The sequence below is a fragment of the Actinomycetospora sp. NBC_00405 genome (assembly GCF_036044095.1).
Taxonomy (GTDB): domain Bacteria; phylum Actinomycetota; class Actinomycetes; order Mycobacteriales; family Pseudonocardiaceae; genus Actinomycetospora; species Actinomycetospora callitridis.
The window spans coordinates 5,947,567-5,962,194 of sequence record NZ_CP107938.1 but is presented as its reverse complement, the minus strand read 5'-3'; the positions used below and the strand labels follow the sequence as shown (position 1 = coordinate 5,962,194).

The window sequence follows — 14,628 nt, the reverse complement described above, 5'->3', positions numbered from 1 at the left end:
CCTGTGCCACGATCCTCCGCCATGCGGTATCTGGTGACCGGCGGTACCGGGTTCCTGGGCCGAGCGGTCCTCACCCGTCTGCTCCAACGCGACGACTGCGACGCCGTGTACGCGCTGGTCCGGGAGGGCTCGCGCGAGCGGCTGCTGCGCCGGCTCGTCGACACCCCCGGGCACGAGAAGGTCGTCCCGGTCATCGGCGACCTGACGCGCCCGCGCCTGGGCCTGCACGACGCCGAGATCGACGGGCTGGCCGGGCGGGTCGACCACGTGCTGCACCTCGGCGCGATCTACGACATCACCGCCGACGACGACACCAACCGCGCGGCCAACGTCGACGGGACGCGCGGCGTGGTCGAGCTGGCCTCCCGCCTCGGCGTCTCCTGCCTGCACCACGTGTCCTCCGTCGCTGTGGCCGGCGAGTACGAGGGCACCTTCACCGAGGACGACCTCGACGTCGGCCAAACGTTCGACAACCCCTACCACGCGACGAAGTACCAGGCGGAGCGCATCGTCCGCGAGGAGGGAGGAGTGCCGTGGCGCGTCTACCGTCCCGCCGTGGTCGTGGGCGACTCGCAGACCGGCGAGATGGACAAGATCGACGGGCCGTACTACCTGCTCACGGCGATCTCTCTGCTCAGCCGGTTACCGAGTGCCCTGCGCTTCGCGGTGCCGGAGCTGGGCGCCACCAACGTCGTCCCGGTCGACTTCGTCGCCGACGCGCTGGTGCACCTGGTCCACGAGCCGGGGATGGACCACCGCGCGTTCCACCTCGTCCACCCGCGCCCGCAGCCGCTCTCCGAGGTCTACAACGCCCTCGCCGACGCGCTCGGCGCCCCGAAGCTGCAGGCCACGATGCCGGCGGCCGTCGGCTCCCTCGTGAAGCGCGGCGCCGAGCAGGCCGCCCGGATCCCCGCGCTCGCCGCCGCCCGCGACATCGCCCTCGCCGAGCTCGACATCCCGCCCGAGGTGCTCCCCCACCTGACGTTCGGCGCCACCTTCAGCAGCGCCGAGACCCGCCGCGCCCTGGCAGGCACCGGCATCGCGAGCCCGGAGATCGGCGACTACGCCCGGGTGCTCGTCGACTGGTGGCGCGAGCACCTCGACCCCAACCGCCACCGCAGGCCCCGCCCCGGCGGGCCCCTGCAGGGCCGGCGCGTGGTCATCACCGGCGCCTCCTCGGGCATCGGGCGCGAGACGGCGTTCAAGGTCGCGCGCGCCGGCGGCGTGCCGCTGCTCGTCGCGCGGCGCACCGAGGAGCTCGAGGAGGTCCGCACCGAGGTCGAGCGCATGGGAGGGGAGCACGCCGATAGGGGCCAGGCCTGGGTGTACTCGTGCGACATCACCGACGGCGAGTCGGTCGACGCCCTGGTCAAGGCGATGATCAACGACCACGGTGGACCCGACACGGGCATCGACATGCTGGTCAACAACGCCGGCCGCTCGATCCGCCGCGGCGTGCGCCTCGAGGTCGACCGCTTCCACGACTTCGAGCGCACGATGGCGATCAACTACTTCGGCGCCGTCCGGCTGACGCTCGCGCTGCTGCCGCACATGCTCGAGCGGCGGTTCGGGCACGTCGTCGACATCTCGTCGATCGGGGTGCAGACCGGGCCGCCGCGGTTCTCCGCCTACGTCGCGAGCAAGGCCGCGATGGACGCCTGGGCCGACATCGTGGCCACCGAGGTGCTCGGCGAGGGCGTCAAGTTCACGACCGTGCACATGCCGTTGGTGCGGACGCCGATGATCGCCCCGACCCGCATCTACGACGCCTTCCCCACCGACTCCCCGGAGGAGGCGGCGGACAAGGTGCTGCACGCGCTCATCGACCGCCCCAAGCACGTCGGCACGCTGCTGGGGACGCTCGGCGCGCTGTCCGGCGCGCTGACACCGCGGTTGAAGGACGCCGTCATGCACGTCGCATATCGGGTGTTCCCCGAATCCGCCGCGGCCCGTGAGGGTAGTGAGCAGGAACGACGTGACGACGACCGGACGCTCGACACGGGCCCGCTCTCACGCGGCGCCCAGGCCATGGCCCGACTTCTCCCTGGAGTGCACTGGTGAAGACCCCGTTCGGCACCCCCACCGAGCTCGCGACCGGGCTGCGGCTGCTGACGGAGGCGGGCGTCATCGCCCCGGTCGCACCGCACCGGGCCGCGTTGTTCCCGACCGCGCTGTACCGCTACGGCTTCACCCCGACCACCGCGTTCGTCGTCGGCCGCTGGCGCCACCCGGACCGCGTCGCGATCGTCGACGACCGCGGCACGGTGACGTTCAAGGAGATCCACGAGCGCACCGACCGGCTCGCCCGCGCCCTCGCGGACCGCCGCGTCGGTCCCGGCAGCCGCGTCGCCGTGCTGTGCCGCAACCACCGCGGCCCCATCGAGACGATCCTGGCCGTCTCCAAGCTCGGCGCCGACGTCGTCCTGCTCAACACCGGGCTCTCGCCGTCGCAGATGAAGGCCGTCGCCGAGGAGCAGGAGATCGGCACGATCGTTGTCGACTCCGACCTCACCGACCGCCTCGACGAGGTGCCCGACAGCGTGAAGCGCGTCTTCGCCTGGACCGAGGGCGCCGGTTGCTGGGGCGACGACACCCTCGAGGGCCTCATCGGCGCGGACGGCTCCAAGCCGCTGGCCACCAAGCCGCCGGTCGGCAAGACGATCGTGCTGACCTCGGGCACCACGGGCACGCCGAAGGGCGCCGAGCGTCCCTCGCCGAACGGCATCGGCGTCGTCAACGCGATCCTCTCCCGCATCCCGCTCACCGCCCGCGAGCATGCCCTAGTCTCGGCGCCGCTGTTCCACACGTGGGGGTTCGCCGCGTTCCAGATCGGGTCGCTGATGGGCTCGACGCTGGTGCTGCGGCGCAAGTTCGATCCCGAGGACGCGCTGGCCCAGCTCGCCCAGCACCGCTGCACGTCGATGTTCGCGGTGCCGGTGATGCTCCAGCGCATCCTCGAGCTCGATGACGAGGTGAAGGCCCGCTACGACGTGTCGTCGCTCAGGACCGTCACCGCCACCGGCTCGGCGATGCCCCCGGCGAAGGTGACCGAGTTCCTCGAGACCTTCGGCGACAAGCTCTACATGCTCTACGGCTCCACCGAGGTGTCGTGGGCGTCGATCGCCAAGCCCGAGGAGCTGCGCTCCGAGCCCGGTACCGCGGGCCGCCCGCCCGTCGGCACCACGGTGAAGATCCTGGGTGACGACGACCAGGAGCTCCCCGCCGGCGAGACCGGCCGCATCTTCGTCGGCAACGACATGCTGTTCACCGGCTATACCGGCGGGCGCGGCGAGACCGAGATCGTCGACGACATGCTCGGCACCGGCGACCTCGGGCACTACGACCGCCACGGCCTGCTGTTCATCTCCGGGCGCGCCGACGACATGATCGTCTCGGGTGGCGAGAACATCCACGCCGGCGAGGTCGAGGGCCTGCTGGCCGACATGGACGGCGTCAAGGAGGCCGCGGTCGTCGGCGTCGACGACGAGGAGTACGGCCAGCGCCTGGCGGCCTACCTCGTGCTCGAGTCGGGGGCGACGGTCGACGCGGACGCCGTGCGCGATCACGTCAAGAACAACCTCGCCCGCTTCGCGAGCCCCCGCGACGTCGAGTTCCTCGACGAGCTCCCGCGGAACAACACCGGCAAGGTCCTCAAGTCGGAGCTCGGGTCCTCGGAGTCGTGAGGGCCTCGTGAGTGTCAGCGGCGTGGCGCCGCAGACATCCAGCGTCCGTAACGCCACGCACTCGACGACGGCGAGGCCCTCGCGAGCGAGTAGACGGACGCCGGGATTGGGCAGACTGGCCTCGTGAGCACGCCGGAGCCGGGCGCCTCGCGTTTGCGCGCGCCCGCGCACCGCGTGAGCCCGCGCGCGCGGTCGTGGTGGGCGCTGCGGTCGGCGATCACCTCGGTCGGCGTGCTCGTCCCCCAGGTCGTCGTCGCCGTCGTCCTCCCGACCTACACCTCGCTCATGATCCTCACGGCCGTGGCGACGGTGGTCGCCGGCGTCGCGCACATGCTCGTCGTCCCCCGCTGGCGCTACGCCCTGCACCGCTGGGAGATCACCGACGACGCCGTCCACACGCTCTCGGGCTGGCTGCGCCTCGAGTGGCGCATCGCCCCGATCTCGCGGGTTCAGACCGTCGACACCGACCGCGGGCCGCTGCAGCGCGCCTTCGGCCTGTCCTCGGTGACGGTCACGACGGCCTCCGCGAGCGGCGCGCTGACGATCGACGGGCTCGACGCCGACGCCGCGGTCGACCTCGCCGACCGGCTGACGAGGGTCACCGAGACCCTCGGGGGCGACGCGACGTGACGTCCGACCCTTCCGGCGGCTTCGGCTGGCAGCGGCTCGACCGCCGGATGCTCGTCGTCCACCCCGCCGTCGACCTCGCCAAGCTCCTCCCGGTCCTGCTCGTCATCGCGATCACCGGCGGCTCCAACGATGACCGCTGGCGCCTCGGCGGCGGCATCGCCCTCGCCGTCGCGGTGCTCGCGTTCGGGCTCTCGCGCTGGTTCACGACGTCCTACCGGATCGGCACCGACCGGGTGGAGCTGCGCACGGGCCTGCTGCGCCGCCACCACCGCAGCGTGCACCGCGACCGCATCCGCACCGCCGACCTCACGGCCAACCCGGCGCACCGCCTGTTCGGGCTCGCGGTGGTGCGCGTGGGCACGGGACGGCGCGAAGGTGGCGACGACGCCGAGCTGACCCTCGACGCCGTGCGCCGGGTCGAGGCCGAGCGGCTGCGTGCCCTGCTGCTCGGCGAGGCCCCGGCCGACGACGCCGCGCCGGTGCCCGAGCTCGCCCGCCTGCGTTGGACCTGGGTGCGCTTCGCCCCGTTGACGTTCTCGGCGATCGCCGTCGTGGGGGTGGTGTGGCTCGGGCTCTTCCGCCTCGCCGAGGAGTTCTCGCTGCGGGCGCCGGTCACCGAGACGCTGCGCGAGGGCGCAGGCCGCGCGCCGGTGTGGCTCGGCGCGGTGGCCCTGCTCGCCACGGCGGTCTTCGGGGCGGCCGTCGTGTTCGTGGAGGGCTGGTGGGGCTACCGGCTCACGCGGGCCGACGACGGCGGCCTCGTGCTGCGCCGCGGCCTGCTGACCCGCCGCACCCTGTCCCTCGAGGGCCGGCGCCTGCGCGGCGTCGAGCTCGACGAACCGCTGCTCGTGCGCCTCGGCCGGGGTGCGCGCCCGCTGGCCCTGACCACCGGGCTGCGCGCCGACGGGCAGGGCGAGCACGTCGGGGCCGTCGGTCCGGCGATGCCGCGCCGCCGGGCCCACCAGGTGGCCGCCGGCGTGCTCGGCGTCCGCGAGGAGGAGGGCACGCGCGCCCCGCTCGTCCGCCACCCGCGCGCGGCCGTCGTCCGCAGGCTGACCCGGGGCGTCGGCCCGGTGCTGGTCGTCTGCGCCGGGCTGCTCGTCCGGCCCGAGGCGCCCGCCGACCCCGTCGTCGTGCCGATCCTGCTCGGCGCCGCCGTGCTGCTCGCCGTCGACCGGATCCGCTCGCTGGGGCACGCGCTCACGGGCACGCACCTCGTCAGCCGCCACGGCGCCTGGGTGCGGCGCACCGTCGTCCTGCGCCGCGGCGGCGTGATCGGCTGGCGGCTCACCCAGTCGCTGACCCAGCGCCGCGCCGGGCTCGTCACCCTGCATGCCGTGACCGCTGCCGGCCGCGGGCGCTACGAAGTGCTCGACGTCGGCGCCGAGCGCGCCCTCGAGCTGGTCGAGGACATCACCCCCGGCCTGCTCGCACCCTTCGTGATCGACGGTCGGGGAGCCGGGCGGCTCGTACGCCGTTAAGGTCGTCCGGGTGAGTGCCCGGCTGGTGTGGATCGACTGCGAGATGACCGGACTCGACCTGGGCCACGACGCGCTCATCGAGATCGCGGCCCTGGTGACCGATGCGGACCTCGTCCCGTTCGGTGAGGGTGTCGACGTCGTCATCCACGCGTCCGACGAGTCCCTCGACAACATGCCGGACGTCGTCCGCGACATGCACGCCAAGTCGGGCCTGACCGACGAGGTGCGGCAGTCGACGGTGACGATGGCCGAGGCCGAGAAGCTCGTCCTCGACTACATCCGCGAGCACGTGCCCGAGGGCCGCTCGGCGCCCCTGTGCGGCAACTCGATCGCCACCGACCGCGGCTTCCTCGCCCGCGACATGCCCGAGCTCGACGGCTACCTGCACTACCGGATGGTCGACGTCAGTTCGATCAAGGAGCTGTGCCGGCGCTGGTACCCGCGCATCTACTACTCGCAGCCGGAGAAGGGGCTCGCCCACCGCGCGCTCGCCGACGTCCGCGAGTCGATCCGCGAGCTCGAGTACTACCGCCGCACGGCCTTCGTGCCCCTGCCCGGGCCGACGACCGACGAGGCCCAGGCCGCGGCCGCCTCCGTGGTAGCCGACGACCGCGCGGGCGTCATCGCGGCGGAGTCGACCGAGGCCGGTCCCGCCGGCGGCCAGGCGCCCCCGCCGGGGGCCTGACGCGGTTTCGGGCACGGTCCCGACGGACATCCTGCGCCGTCCGCCTCGAGCCACGGGGGCGATCCACCCGCCGCCACTGCCTCGAGGAGGCTCGATGCCGCACGTCACCGCCGTCGCCGACCAGCGGTGGGAGACATGGGACGATCCCGTGCGGGGCCGTCTCGCCTGGTGTCTCATGGACGACGGCCGCAGCCCGTCCCCCGAGTCCGTGGCGACGGGCGTCATGACGTTGGGCGAGGACGGGTGGCTGGGACGGCACCGCCACGCCGCGCCCGAGGTCTACTACGTCCTCGAGGGCGACGCGGTGGTCGCGGTCGACGAGGACGAGGTCCGCGTCGGCGCCGGGAGCCTCGTGCGGATGCCCGGCGACGTCGAGCACGGCATCCGCGCCGTCGACGGCCCGGCGCGCGTCCTGTTCGTCTTCCCGACGACGGCCTTCGACGACGTCGACTACCGGTTCAGCGCGGACGCCCTCGCGTGAGGGCTCCCGGTCGCAAGCCGCTCGCACTCGGCTTGTAGGCTCGTACGCGACTCACCGGGGCCTCCCCGGAGAGGCCAATGGTGGGTGTAGCTCAGTTGGCAGAGCACTGGGTTGTGATCCCAGGTGTCGCGGGTTCAAGTCCCGTCACTCACCCGGACGGCAGCGGTCCACCCGCTGTCGGATCGGAACGCTGGCTTTGCTAGGGTTTCGATCACGCGCCGTTAGCTCAATGGGCAGAGCAAGTGACTCTTAATCACTGGGTTCGGGGTTCGAGTCCCTGACGGCGCACCCTTCTTGCAGGTCAACGGTCGAGTCACTGTGTGCGTCCGCCCCGGCGCCCATGACTTACCCATGAAGTTCGTCCTCCTGGTCGTGCCACGCGTCGAGCGCGGCGGCAGCGCTTGGGTTCGCGATGCGCCGGCCGAGATAGAAGTTCTGGGTCATCGAGACCTGCGCGTGGCCGAGCTGATCGGCGACGGCCCGGGGTGACTGGCCGGACTGGTCGAGGATCGTGGCGCAGGTCCGGCGGAACACATGGCTGGTGACCCACGCGAACCCGTCGCTCCCTCTGGCCTCGCGCAGCGCCCGCCGGGTGTTGGACGGGTCGCGCCAGCCGCCGAGCGTGTCGGGGAAGACCGGTCCGAGGGCATCGCCGTCGGGATTCCGCGCCTGCAGCGTCGTGATCACGAAGCGCGGCAGCGTCAGGATGCGCTCGCCGGTCTCGGTCTTGGTCGACTTTCGGATGAGCCCGACGCCGGTGAGGCGAATCAGGGTGCGGGAGACGTCGACCGTGCCGGCGTCCAGATCGACTTCCGGCCACGCGACCGCCAGGGCCTCGCCGATGCGGACCCCGGTGCCGATCATGAACCGGCAGAGGTCGGGCAGGTCCTTGTCGCGGGCGTCCTCGTCGGCGTCGAGCTGGGCGAGCCAGGCGCGACACTCGGCGAGGGTCAGCGAACGGGTCGCCTTGCGCCGGCCGGCGTGGATGCGCCCGAGGTCGCGCACCGGGTTCGTCGGGATCGCGCCGTGGCGCACCGCGACACCGAGGAGGCCCGAGAGCACCGAGCGCGCGAGCTTCGCGGCCGCGGTCCCGCGGTGCGCCTGCACGGTCTGGACGAAGCTGTCGAGCAGCGGCACGGTTGCCTCCCGGACCCGCAGCTCGCCGACTCCGGGCAGGACCACGACGTCGAGCTGCCGGCGGTACTGCTCGGCGGTGCTCGGGGACCGCTCCCCCGCGTTGACCCCGGCGTCGATGCCGGCGAGCCATTCCGGGGCGATCTCCCGGATGCGGGTGTCGCCGCTAATGCCCGTGGCCGTGCGTGCGCGGTCCCGCAGCGCGCGGCGGAGGGCGTCCTTGGCCTTGGTCTTGGTGGGGCCGCTGCGCTCGACCTGGCGGGCCTTACCGTCGAGGTCGCGGAACCACGCCAAGGCGACGTAACGGCCAGGCTCGCCGTTAACCCTGATCTGACCGTAGGTGCCGACGGCGGTGGGTGGACGGGGCATCGCCTGCTCACCCCGCCTGCGGGTCGGCGAGCCCGTCGAACCAGGCGCGCACCTCGTCGGGGTCGTAGCGCAGGTAGCGCCCGACACGGCGTCCCCGCGGCCCGTAGCCCGAGCACCGCCACTGGTAGACGGTGCTCAGCGCGATCCCGAGGTAGTCGGCGACGTCCTGGGCGCTCCAACGGCGTTCCGGACGGGCGGCCGGTGGGATGGGCGTGGGGCGCTGGCCGACGGGCCGGACGACGTCGTAGGTGCTCACAGGTCAGTCCTCCAGGGCAATCCGGCCGAGGTGGCCGAGGTGGTTGTGGGCGCGGTCGAGGAAGGCGCCCACATCGGCGACCAGGCCGCGGGCTTCGGTGAGGGCGCCGTAGGCGTCACGCAGCGCCGTCGACGGGTCGTGGCCGCGGTCGTCGACGTAGCCGGCGGGATCGGCCCGACGGAGCTGATCGGTCAGGAAGTCGAGGAGCTGGCCGTGACGGTGGACCAGGACGCTGACGTGTCCGACGACGTCGTAGGCGTCGGTGGCCGCGAACGGAGCCGTCATCGTGGCGTGGTTGGCCTCGCGGACGGTTTCGGCCGCTTCGGCGACACAGCCGGCGAGGCTGAGCGGGGTGTCGTTCATCGGGTCTCCTCGGGGACGTCGGCGGCGCGGTCGGTGGCGGCGCCGAGCTGGTCGGCGAACTCGCCCGCACTGCTGGACACCGCCGGACCGAGGGTCGGGAAGGCGGCGAAGAGCAGCACGAGGGTCACGACCCCGGAGACGAGCGCGGGCGCGGCCCGGTGACTCTTGACCAGCAGCGCGGTGACGAGACCGGCGATGATGACGATGGCGATGAGGTTCATCAGGCGGCCCGCCGTCCGTGGGCCTGAACACGGTCGACGTACTCGCCGTACCCACCGAGGTACGGGACGCGGATGCGCTCGCAGTCGCGGCCGAGCCCGGAGAGGTAAGCGACTCCAGGGGCGGCGTTGGCGTGCTCGGGCCCCAGCGGGCGGGCGTCGGCCCCGTGCAGCATCTCCAGCGAGTCCGCCGGCACCCGGAACGAGAGACGCAGCGCGAACTGGTCGCGGGCGTAGCCGCCAGCCACCGCGGTGGCCTCGAACCGCTGGGCCAGCATCAGCACACGGAACGCAGCCTTCCGCCCCTCCGAGAGCAGCCGGAGAACCGCGGTGCGAATGCGGTCGCCGACCGGGATGCCCTCGCCGCGCTTGGGCTTGGGCAGGGAGTCCGCGGCGCGCAGCAGCCCGGGGAACTCCTCCAGGACGACCAGCACCGTCGGCGTGGACGTCGTGGGTTCGATCTTGTCGCAGCGCGCCGGAATGGTGGCGAGGCGGCGGTCCATTTCAGCCACCAGGCCCTCCAGGAGCACGGCGTGGACCTCGATGTCGTGGGTGCCGACCACCTGATGCGGGCGATGGACCGTGCCGTCCCAGGGACGACCGAGCAGCAGCCCGGTGACGTCGGAGCCCGTGATCAGCACGTCCGGGGCGGCGGCGAGCTGAGCAATAAGGCCGTTCGCGAACTGCGTCTTGCCTGATCCGTTCTGGCCTTGCACGCCGAGGTGTCCGACCTCGGTGAGGGCGTGACCGAGCGTCAGGCCGTCCTCGGTCCTGCCAATGATCACCGGCTCGTAGACCGAGGCCAGGGTGAGCGAGGGCAGGTTGTAGCCGTCACGCAGAGGGTCGTGGTCGAGCAGGTGCACCCGCACCCAGCGACCGGCGATCGGCTCGACCCGCAGCCCGTGGGCGCCGAGGGTGTGCGCCAGCCGCGGGCCACGGTCCTTGGCGGTGAAGTCAGCCGGCTCCTGGCCGGCCATCAGCTCGACGGTAAACGAGGTCGGTGGCCCGAGGCGGACTTCCCCGACCCGTGGGGTGCGCACGGTAACCCCGGAGGCGACGGCGACGTACTGGCACAAGCCGATCCCGGTGCAGGCCTCGCGGAAGACCCCGCGCAGCGCGTTGGCGAACATCACGACCGAGGCCTCGTAGTCGCGCCGAGAGCGGCGCTGACGCAGCCGGCCGAGGAAGCCGTGGGCGCCAGGGCCTTCGGTGCGCCCGGACCGGTGCTCGAGGGGGCGGGCGTGCTCGAGGGCGGGCATCACGCGGCCCCCCACTCGACACACGCCGGGCACAGTGACCCGTCGACCGCGGGCATCGGAAACAGCAGCGAGCAGGCCGGGCACATCGGCTCGGCGTCGGCGACCGGGTCCGGGACGCCGGCCATGCGCAGCCGGCGCATCAGCCGGCGTTCACCGGGCGTCGTGGCGGCCCAGATGCCGTGGTCCTGACCGGAGTCCAGCGCCCAGGCCAGGCACTCCCGCTGCACCGGGCACAACCGGCACACCTGCCGGGCGGCCGCCACCTGCTCCTGTACCGCCGCGGCCTCGTCGAGGCCCTGACCCTCGTCGGGTGGGAAGAACAGCTCCGGGTCCTTGTCGCGGCACGCACCGCGGGTCTGCCAACCCATCACGCGGCCTCGCCCTCGGACGAACGGCGGGACGGACGCGGGGCCGAGCCGACCGCCGGGGTGATCCCGTCCGCGGTGAACGAGACGTCGACCCCCTTGCCGCCGTTGCGGGCCTGCCGGACCTTCGCAGTCAGCCCGGGCAGTTCCACCGGCGAGTACGGGGCCAGCTCCGGAACCTCGTGCGAGGCCACCCGGACCCCGTGCAGCTCGTGACGCCCGTCCCGGCCGGTCGGCAGCATCACGTCGTAGATACGGACCGGCGCGTTGGTCGCCTCGTCGATCAGCGCCTGGCCCGAGGAGCGGCGACCGTTCGGGCCGTCCTCCCAGCGTTCCATCGTCTGCGCGTGGCCGGTCGCGATGGCCTGCATCTGACTGGTGTCGATCGGTGCGTTGAACTCGAACATGTTTCTCGCCGTCCCTCTGCTTCGAGACCGCCGTGTGCGGTGACAGAAACAGCTTGGGATGCGGCCCCTTAATTCGTCATCTGCGCTTCGCCGCACGCCTCCCACTCGATCCGGCGAGAGCCACTTGCGCGCACGCAAATGCCCTTGTCCTACGCAGTTGCCTTGTCTAGAATGAGTAGCAATTGCTCGCCGCCGAATTCGAGGTCACGGCTATGGCTGTCGCACCGACGTCCCTCGCACGCATCGCCGAGTCCTCGGGATTCGGAATGGCGGACGTTGCGTTCCTCGCCGGCCTGGACGAGAGCACCGTGTGCCGCCTGTGGGACAACCCTGACTGGCTCGACCGCGTGAAGGGCAGCTCACTACAGGCCATCGTGGCGGTGGTGCCCGGTGTCGGGGAGTACGTCCTCGGCTATTCCCTCGCCGACCGCCGCAGCCGCCTCGCTGACCGGCTCAGTAACCAGGACGTCGAGGTCGACACCACGGCCTTCCGTCGGTTGGTTCAGGAGCGCCGTGTCCCTGAGCAGTACCTCAGCAACGCGCTCGACACCGCGGCGTGCGTGCTCGACGGTGACGTCCGCCAAGCTGCGGCACACCTGGCTCGCTTCTGGGGTCGAGAACAGGACTATGCGCTCGGGTTCGTGTTCGGCACGAACGACAGCGACGCCCTGCTTGTCGACGCCGGTCCACTCGTGGTTGCAGCCACGGTGATGGTCGATCAGCTCAGCAGCCGATCGAATTCCTTCCACGCCATCGTCGCTCAGGCCAATCTCCTTCACCACATCTCGCGGAGCACGGGCAAGCCGACGAGCGTGAACGCGGACGATGTCAATCGGAGCACCGCACTCGCGTTTCGCAGCTCCGTCATCGGTCAAATCATGGCGACCAACGATGCTGACCTGGCCGCCGGCTACAGCCGTTCGGTGAAGTCCTCTCCCCTACTGGCGATGGTCGAGGACTGGGCGTTCCCGACCTACACACACGACGCGAAGCCGACGCCGGACTTCTCCTTGCCGCGGTCCCTGCTCCTGCGTCACACCGCGGACGAGGTGATCCGCGAGGTGGACGAGTACAACGACGCCTACTTGATCTACCTCGCGGAGACGTCGATCCCAACGATCATCGCCCGCGACGAGACGTTCGGTCTCCGTCGCGACCACCTCCGGTCAAGGCTGCGAGCTCGTCGCGAGCGGGTCTTGCTGCCGGAGGCTGCTACCGCCTGCGACGCTATCCTCGGAGAACTTGACGGGACGGCGAGCGCAGTCGGAGGCAGTGGCTTTGACCAGCAGTGGTAGCGAGTCCGACACCTACGCACGGAACGCCGACTTCTGGGTAAAGATCATCCGCGAGGACCTGGACCGCTACCGCACCGAGCTGACTAACGACGCGGTGCTCGACGCCGTCGGCCCCTGTGAGGGTCTGGACGTGCTCGACGCCGGCTGTGGCGAGGGCTACATGGGCCGGCTACTCGCCGAGCGAGGCGCGCGGGTCGTGGGCGCAGACATCTCCGACTCGCTCATCGCTGCCGCCCGGACCCACGAGGACGCCGAGCGCCTGGGCCTTCGGTACGAGGTTGCAAGTCTCGAAAACCTGCCCGAGCCGGACGACAGCTTCGACCTCGTCATCTGCAACCACGTCCTGAGCGACGTCTCGGACCCGGGCCGCGCGCTCGCCGAATTGGGTCGCGTCCTGCGCCCCGGCGGAAAGCTCGTTGCGCTGATGCTGCATCCGTGCTTCTACACAGCGCACGCCGAGCGTGACGCTTCGGGCTCGATCCCAGTCACAACGTACTTCTCGGAGAGGACGATCTCGCAGCCTTTCAAGGTCGCAGGAGTCGAGTCCCCGGACGAGGTACACATGAACTTTCGATCGCTCGAGTTCTACGCAAGCGCTCTACTCCGAGCGGGTTTCCTAATTTCTGGACTAGAGGAACCGCATCCCCGGGCAGCAGTACTTAGTACTGATCCCTGGTGGGCGAAGAATTTCGTCAAACCACTGTTCCTCTTGATCTCTGCTCGGCGAGACAGGTGAGCGAATCGCCACCCAAGTCAAGCGCTGCAGGCAAAGAAGGCAAGGAGGACCGTCGGTTCAGACTGCCTCTAGGCTTGAACGTTGCCGCTGCACTCTTCTTGGCGATTCTCGTCGCAATCTTCTCGTTCGTTAGTGTTTGGTGGCTGCTTGGCCAGCCTGACCTAAGAGCCGGCGGGTTCGAAGCGCGGGATCGCCTCGATATAGTAAAGATTGCCCTCGCTACGGTTGCAGGTGTCGGCGGTGTGGTCGCACTCGTCGTGGCGTACCGGAAACAGCGGCTCAACGAAGCCGAGGACCGCCGTAAGGAAGCGGACTCAGCTCGCGAGAATACAAAGCTCCTCACCGAGCGGTTCGGGCGAGCGGCCGACCAGCTCGGCTCCGAGCGAGCAGCGGTGCGACTTTCTGGGCTCCATGCATTAGCTAACCTAGCAGACGACTGGGCTGCTGGGCGCCAAATGTGCATCAGCGTTCTTTGCAGTTATCTGCAGATGCCATATTCGACTCCAACACCATCCAAGCTACCTTGGAAACGACCCGACGTGGCGGAGCAACATCGAGAAAAGGGCGTCCGCGCAACAGCCTTTCGACTTATCGCAGATCGCCTGCGGCCTGGAGCGGAAGTTACGTGGCGCGGACACACCTTTGACTTCAAGCGCGCGGTAGTGGATTCGGCAGACTTCAAAGGATGTATTTTCGATAGCACCACAATGATCTCCTTCGAAGGTGCCACCTTTCCCTCGGGCGGCTTCGTCGACTTTCGCGACGCCTCCTTTGAAGGTGGAGTTGTCGACTTCACCGCCGCCAGTTTCTCCGGAGCCGCCATCGACTTCAACAGCGCGAGCATCGTTGACGGTGCAGTAGTTCAGTTCGCTGGTTCCGACTTTTCCGGCGGCGAGATAGACTTTGTATGCGTGGAAATTCAAGATGGCTGGCTCGATCTCGCCCACTCCTCGTTTTCCGGCGCATTAGTGCGCTTCAATGGAACCAAGGTCACAGGCGGCGGAATCCAATTCTCCGGATCGACGATATCAGGCGGCGAGGTACGGCTCTACCACGCCGAAGCTTCTGGCGACGGTTTGGTGAACTTCGCTGGCGTGCAGGCGATTGGCGGCTTCATCAACCTGGAAGGATTTCGGTCGACCGAGCCGAATCAGCTCCGAATTTTTCGAGCAGATCTTGATGCGGCGCATCCAACTTATTCTGCAATGAGTGCAGATTCGCATCCTCCAGACTTCTCCGACTGAAACCGCGAAGCCGACGTGAGCC

Annotated in this window: 15 protein-coding genes, 2 tRNA genes and 1 pseudogene; 11 read left to right on the top strand and 7 right to left on the bottom strand. The window is 70.3% G+C overall.

What is annotated here, in order from left to right:
- Nucleotides 1-21: 21 nt before the first annotated feature.
- The 8 genes from OG774_RS29470 (at nt 22) to OG774_RS29435 (ending at nt 7,248) form a co-directional block, all read left to right on the top strand.
- Complete coding sequence (locus tag OG774_RS29470) at nt 22-2,061, top strand: SDR family oxidoreductase (protein ID WP_328305863.1); 2,040 nt, start codon at nt 22-24, stop codon at nt 2,059-2,061.
- Nucleotides 2,058-3,683, top strand: a complete 1,626-nt coding sequence (locus tag OG774_RS29465; RefSeq protein ID WP_328305862.1) for an AMP-binding protein — start codon at nt 2,058-2,060, stop codon at nt 3,681-3,683. Before OG774_RS29470 ends, OG774_RS29465 begins: the two co-directional genes overlap by 4 nt.
- A 123-nt stretch (nt 3,684-3,806) precedes the next feature.
- The gene (locus tag OG774_RS29460) at nt 3,807-4,313 is read left to right on the top strand and encodes a PH domain-containing protein (RefSeq protein ID WP_328305861.1); all 507 of its coding nucleotides are present in this window, start codon (nt 3,807-3,809) and stop codon (nt 4,311-4,313) included.
- Nucleotides 4,310-5,794, top strand: coding sequence for a PH domain-containing protein (locus OG774_RS29455; RefSeq protein ID WP_328305860.1), 1,485 nt, complete (start codon nt 4,310-4,312; stop codon nt 5,792-5,794). Before OG774_RS29460 ends, OG774_RS29455 begins: the two co-directional genes overlap by 4 nt.
- A gap of 10 nt (nt 5,795-5,804) precedes the next feature.
- Nucleotides 5,805-6,479, top strand: coding sequence for an oligoribonuclease (orn, locus tag OG774_RS29450; RefSeq protein WP_328305859.1), 675 nt, complete (start codon nt 5,805-5,807; stop codon nt 6,477-6,479).
- 94 nt (nt 6,480-6,573) lie between these two features.
- A complete protein-coding gene (locus OG774_RS29445; protein ID WP_328305858.1) occupies nt 6,574-6,960 on the top strand; it encodes a cupin domain-containing protein in 387 nt (128 codons plus the stop codon).
- 80 nt (nt 6,961-7,040) lie between these two features.
- Nucleotides 7,041-7,113 (top strand) — tRNA-His (locus OG774_RS29440).
- Between the two features lie 62 nt (nt 7,114-7,175).
- Nucleotides 7,176-7,248: transfer RNA gene (locus tag OG774_RS29435), tRNA-Lys, on the top strand.
- A 57-nt stretch (nt 7,249-7,305) separates the two neighbouring features.
- Here the strand turns inward: OG774_RS29435 and OG774_RS29430 are convergent.
- The 7 genes and pseudogenes from OG774_RS29430 to OG774_RS29400 form a co-directional block, all read right to left on the bottom strand.
- Complete coding sequence (locus OG774_RS29430; protein ID WP_328305857.1) at nt 7,306-8,463, bottom strand: tyrosine-type recombinase/integrase; 1,158 nt, start codon at nt 8,461-8,463, stop codon at nt 7,306-7,308.
- A 7-nt stretch (nt 8,464-8,470) separates the two neighbouring features.
- Nucleotides 8,471-8,719, bottom strand: a complete 249-nt coding sequence (locus tag OG774_RS29425; RefSeq protein ID WP_328305856.1) for a helix-turn-helix transcriptional regulator — start codon at nt 8,717-8,719, stop codon at nt 8,471-8,473.
- 3 nt (nt 8,720-8,722) lie between these two features.
- The gene (locus OG774_RS29420) at nt 8,723-9,082 is read right to left on the bottom strand and encodes a hypothetical protein (protein ID WP_328305855.1); all 360 of its coding nucleotides are present in this window, start codon (nt 9,080-9,082) and stop codon (nt 8,723-8,725) included.
- Nucleotides 9,079-9,303, bottom strand: a complete 225-nt coding sequence (locus tag OG774_RS29415) for a hypothetical protein (RefSeq protein ID WP_328305854.1) — start codon at nt 9,301-9,303, stop codon at nt 9,079-9,081. The genes OG774_RS29420 and OG774_RS29415 overlap by 4 nt, the downstream gene beginning before the upstream one ends.
- Nucleotides 9,303-10,559: a hypothetical protein gene (locus tag OG774_RS29410; protein WP_328305853.1), complete on the bottom strand. Its 1,257-nt coding sequence runs from the start codon at nt 10,557-10,559 to the stop codon at nt 9,303-9,305. Before OG774_RS29410 ends, OG774_RS29415 begins: the two co-directional genes overlap by 1 nt.
- Before the next feature lie 125 nt (nt 10,560-10,684).
- Nucleotides 10,685-10,927: pseudogene (locus OG774_RS29405) on the bottom strand (WhiB family transcriptional regulator); the annotation flags it as partial.
- Nucleotides 10,927-11,331 (bottom strand): hypothetical protein, encoded by a 405-nt coding sequence (locus tag OG774_RS29400; protein WP_328305852.1) that lies wholly within the window; start codon nt 11,329-11,331, stop codon nt 10,927-10,929. The pseudogene OG774_RS29405 and the gene OG774_RS29400, both read right to left, overlap by 1 nt.
- A 182-nt stretch (nt 11,332-11,513) precedes the next feature.
- Between OG774_RS29400 and OG774_RS29395 the strand changes: the two genes are divergently transcribed.
- From OG774_RS29395 to OG774_RS29385, 3 genes are read left to right on the top strand one after another with little or no spacing between them, the layout of a single operon-like run.
- Nucleotides 11,514-12,626, top strand: coding sequence for a hypothetical protein (locus OG774_RS29395; protein WP_328305851.1), 1,113 nt, complete (start codon nt 11,514-11,516; stop codon nt 12,624-12,626).
- On the top strand, nt 12,610-13,362 hold the full coding sequence (locus OG774_RS29390) for a class I SAM-dependent methyltransferase (RefSeq protein WP_328305850.1): 753 nt from the start codon (nt 12,610-12,612) through the stop codon (nt 13,360-13,362). The genes OG774_RS29395 and OG774_RS29390 overlap by 17 nt, the downstream gene beginning before the upstream one ends.
- Complete coding sequence (locus OG774_RS29385) at nt 13,302-14,606, top strand: pentapeptide repeat-containing protein (RefSeq protein ID WP_328305849.1); 1,305 nt, start codon at nt 13,302-13,304, stop codon at nt 14,604-14,606. Before OG774_RS29390 ends, OG774_RS29385 begins: the two co-directional genes overlap by 61 nt.
- Nucleotides 14,607-14,628: the final 22 nt, after the last annotated feature.

What these genes read in the sequence shown, in the direction of transcription:
- OG774_RS29470 (WP_328305863.1), top strand. Translation starts at nt 22, where the DNA reads ATGCGGTATCTGGTGACCGGCGGTACCGGGTTCCTGGGCCGAGCGGTC.
- OG774_RS29445 (WP_328305858.1), top strand. Translation starts at nt 6,574, where the DNA reads ATGCCGCACGTCACCGCCGTCGCCGACCAGCGGTGGGAGACATGGGAC.
- OG774_RS29430 (WP_328305857.1), bottom strand. Translation starts at nt 8,463, where the DNA reads ATGCCCCGTCCACCCACCGCCGTCGGCACCTACGGTCAGATCAGGGTT.
- OG774_RS29420 (WP_328305855.1), bottom strand. Translation starts at nt 9,082, where the DNA reads ATGAACGACACCCCGCTCAGCCTCGCCGGCTGTGTCGCCGAAGCGGCC.
- OG774_RS29415 (WP_328305854.1), bottom strand. Translation starts at nt 9,303, where the DNA reads ATGAACCTCATCGCCATCGTCATCATCGCCGGTCTCGTCACCGCGCTG.
- OG774_RS29410 (WP_328305853.1), bottom strand. Translation starts at nt 10,559, where the DNA reads ATGCCCGCCCTCGAGCACGCCCGCCCCCTCGAGCACCGGTCCGGGCGC.
- OG774_RS29400 (WP_328305852.1), bottom strand. Translation starts at nt 11,331, where the DNA reads ATGTTCGAGTTCAACGCACCGATCGACACCAGTCAGATGCAGGCCATC.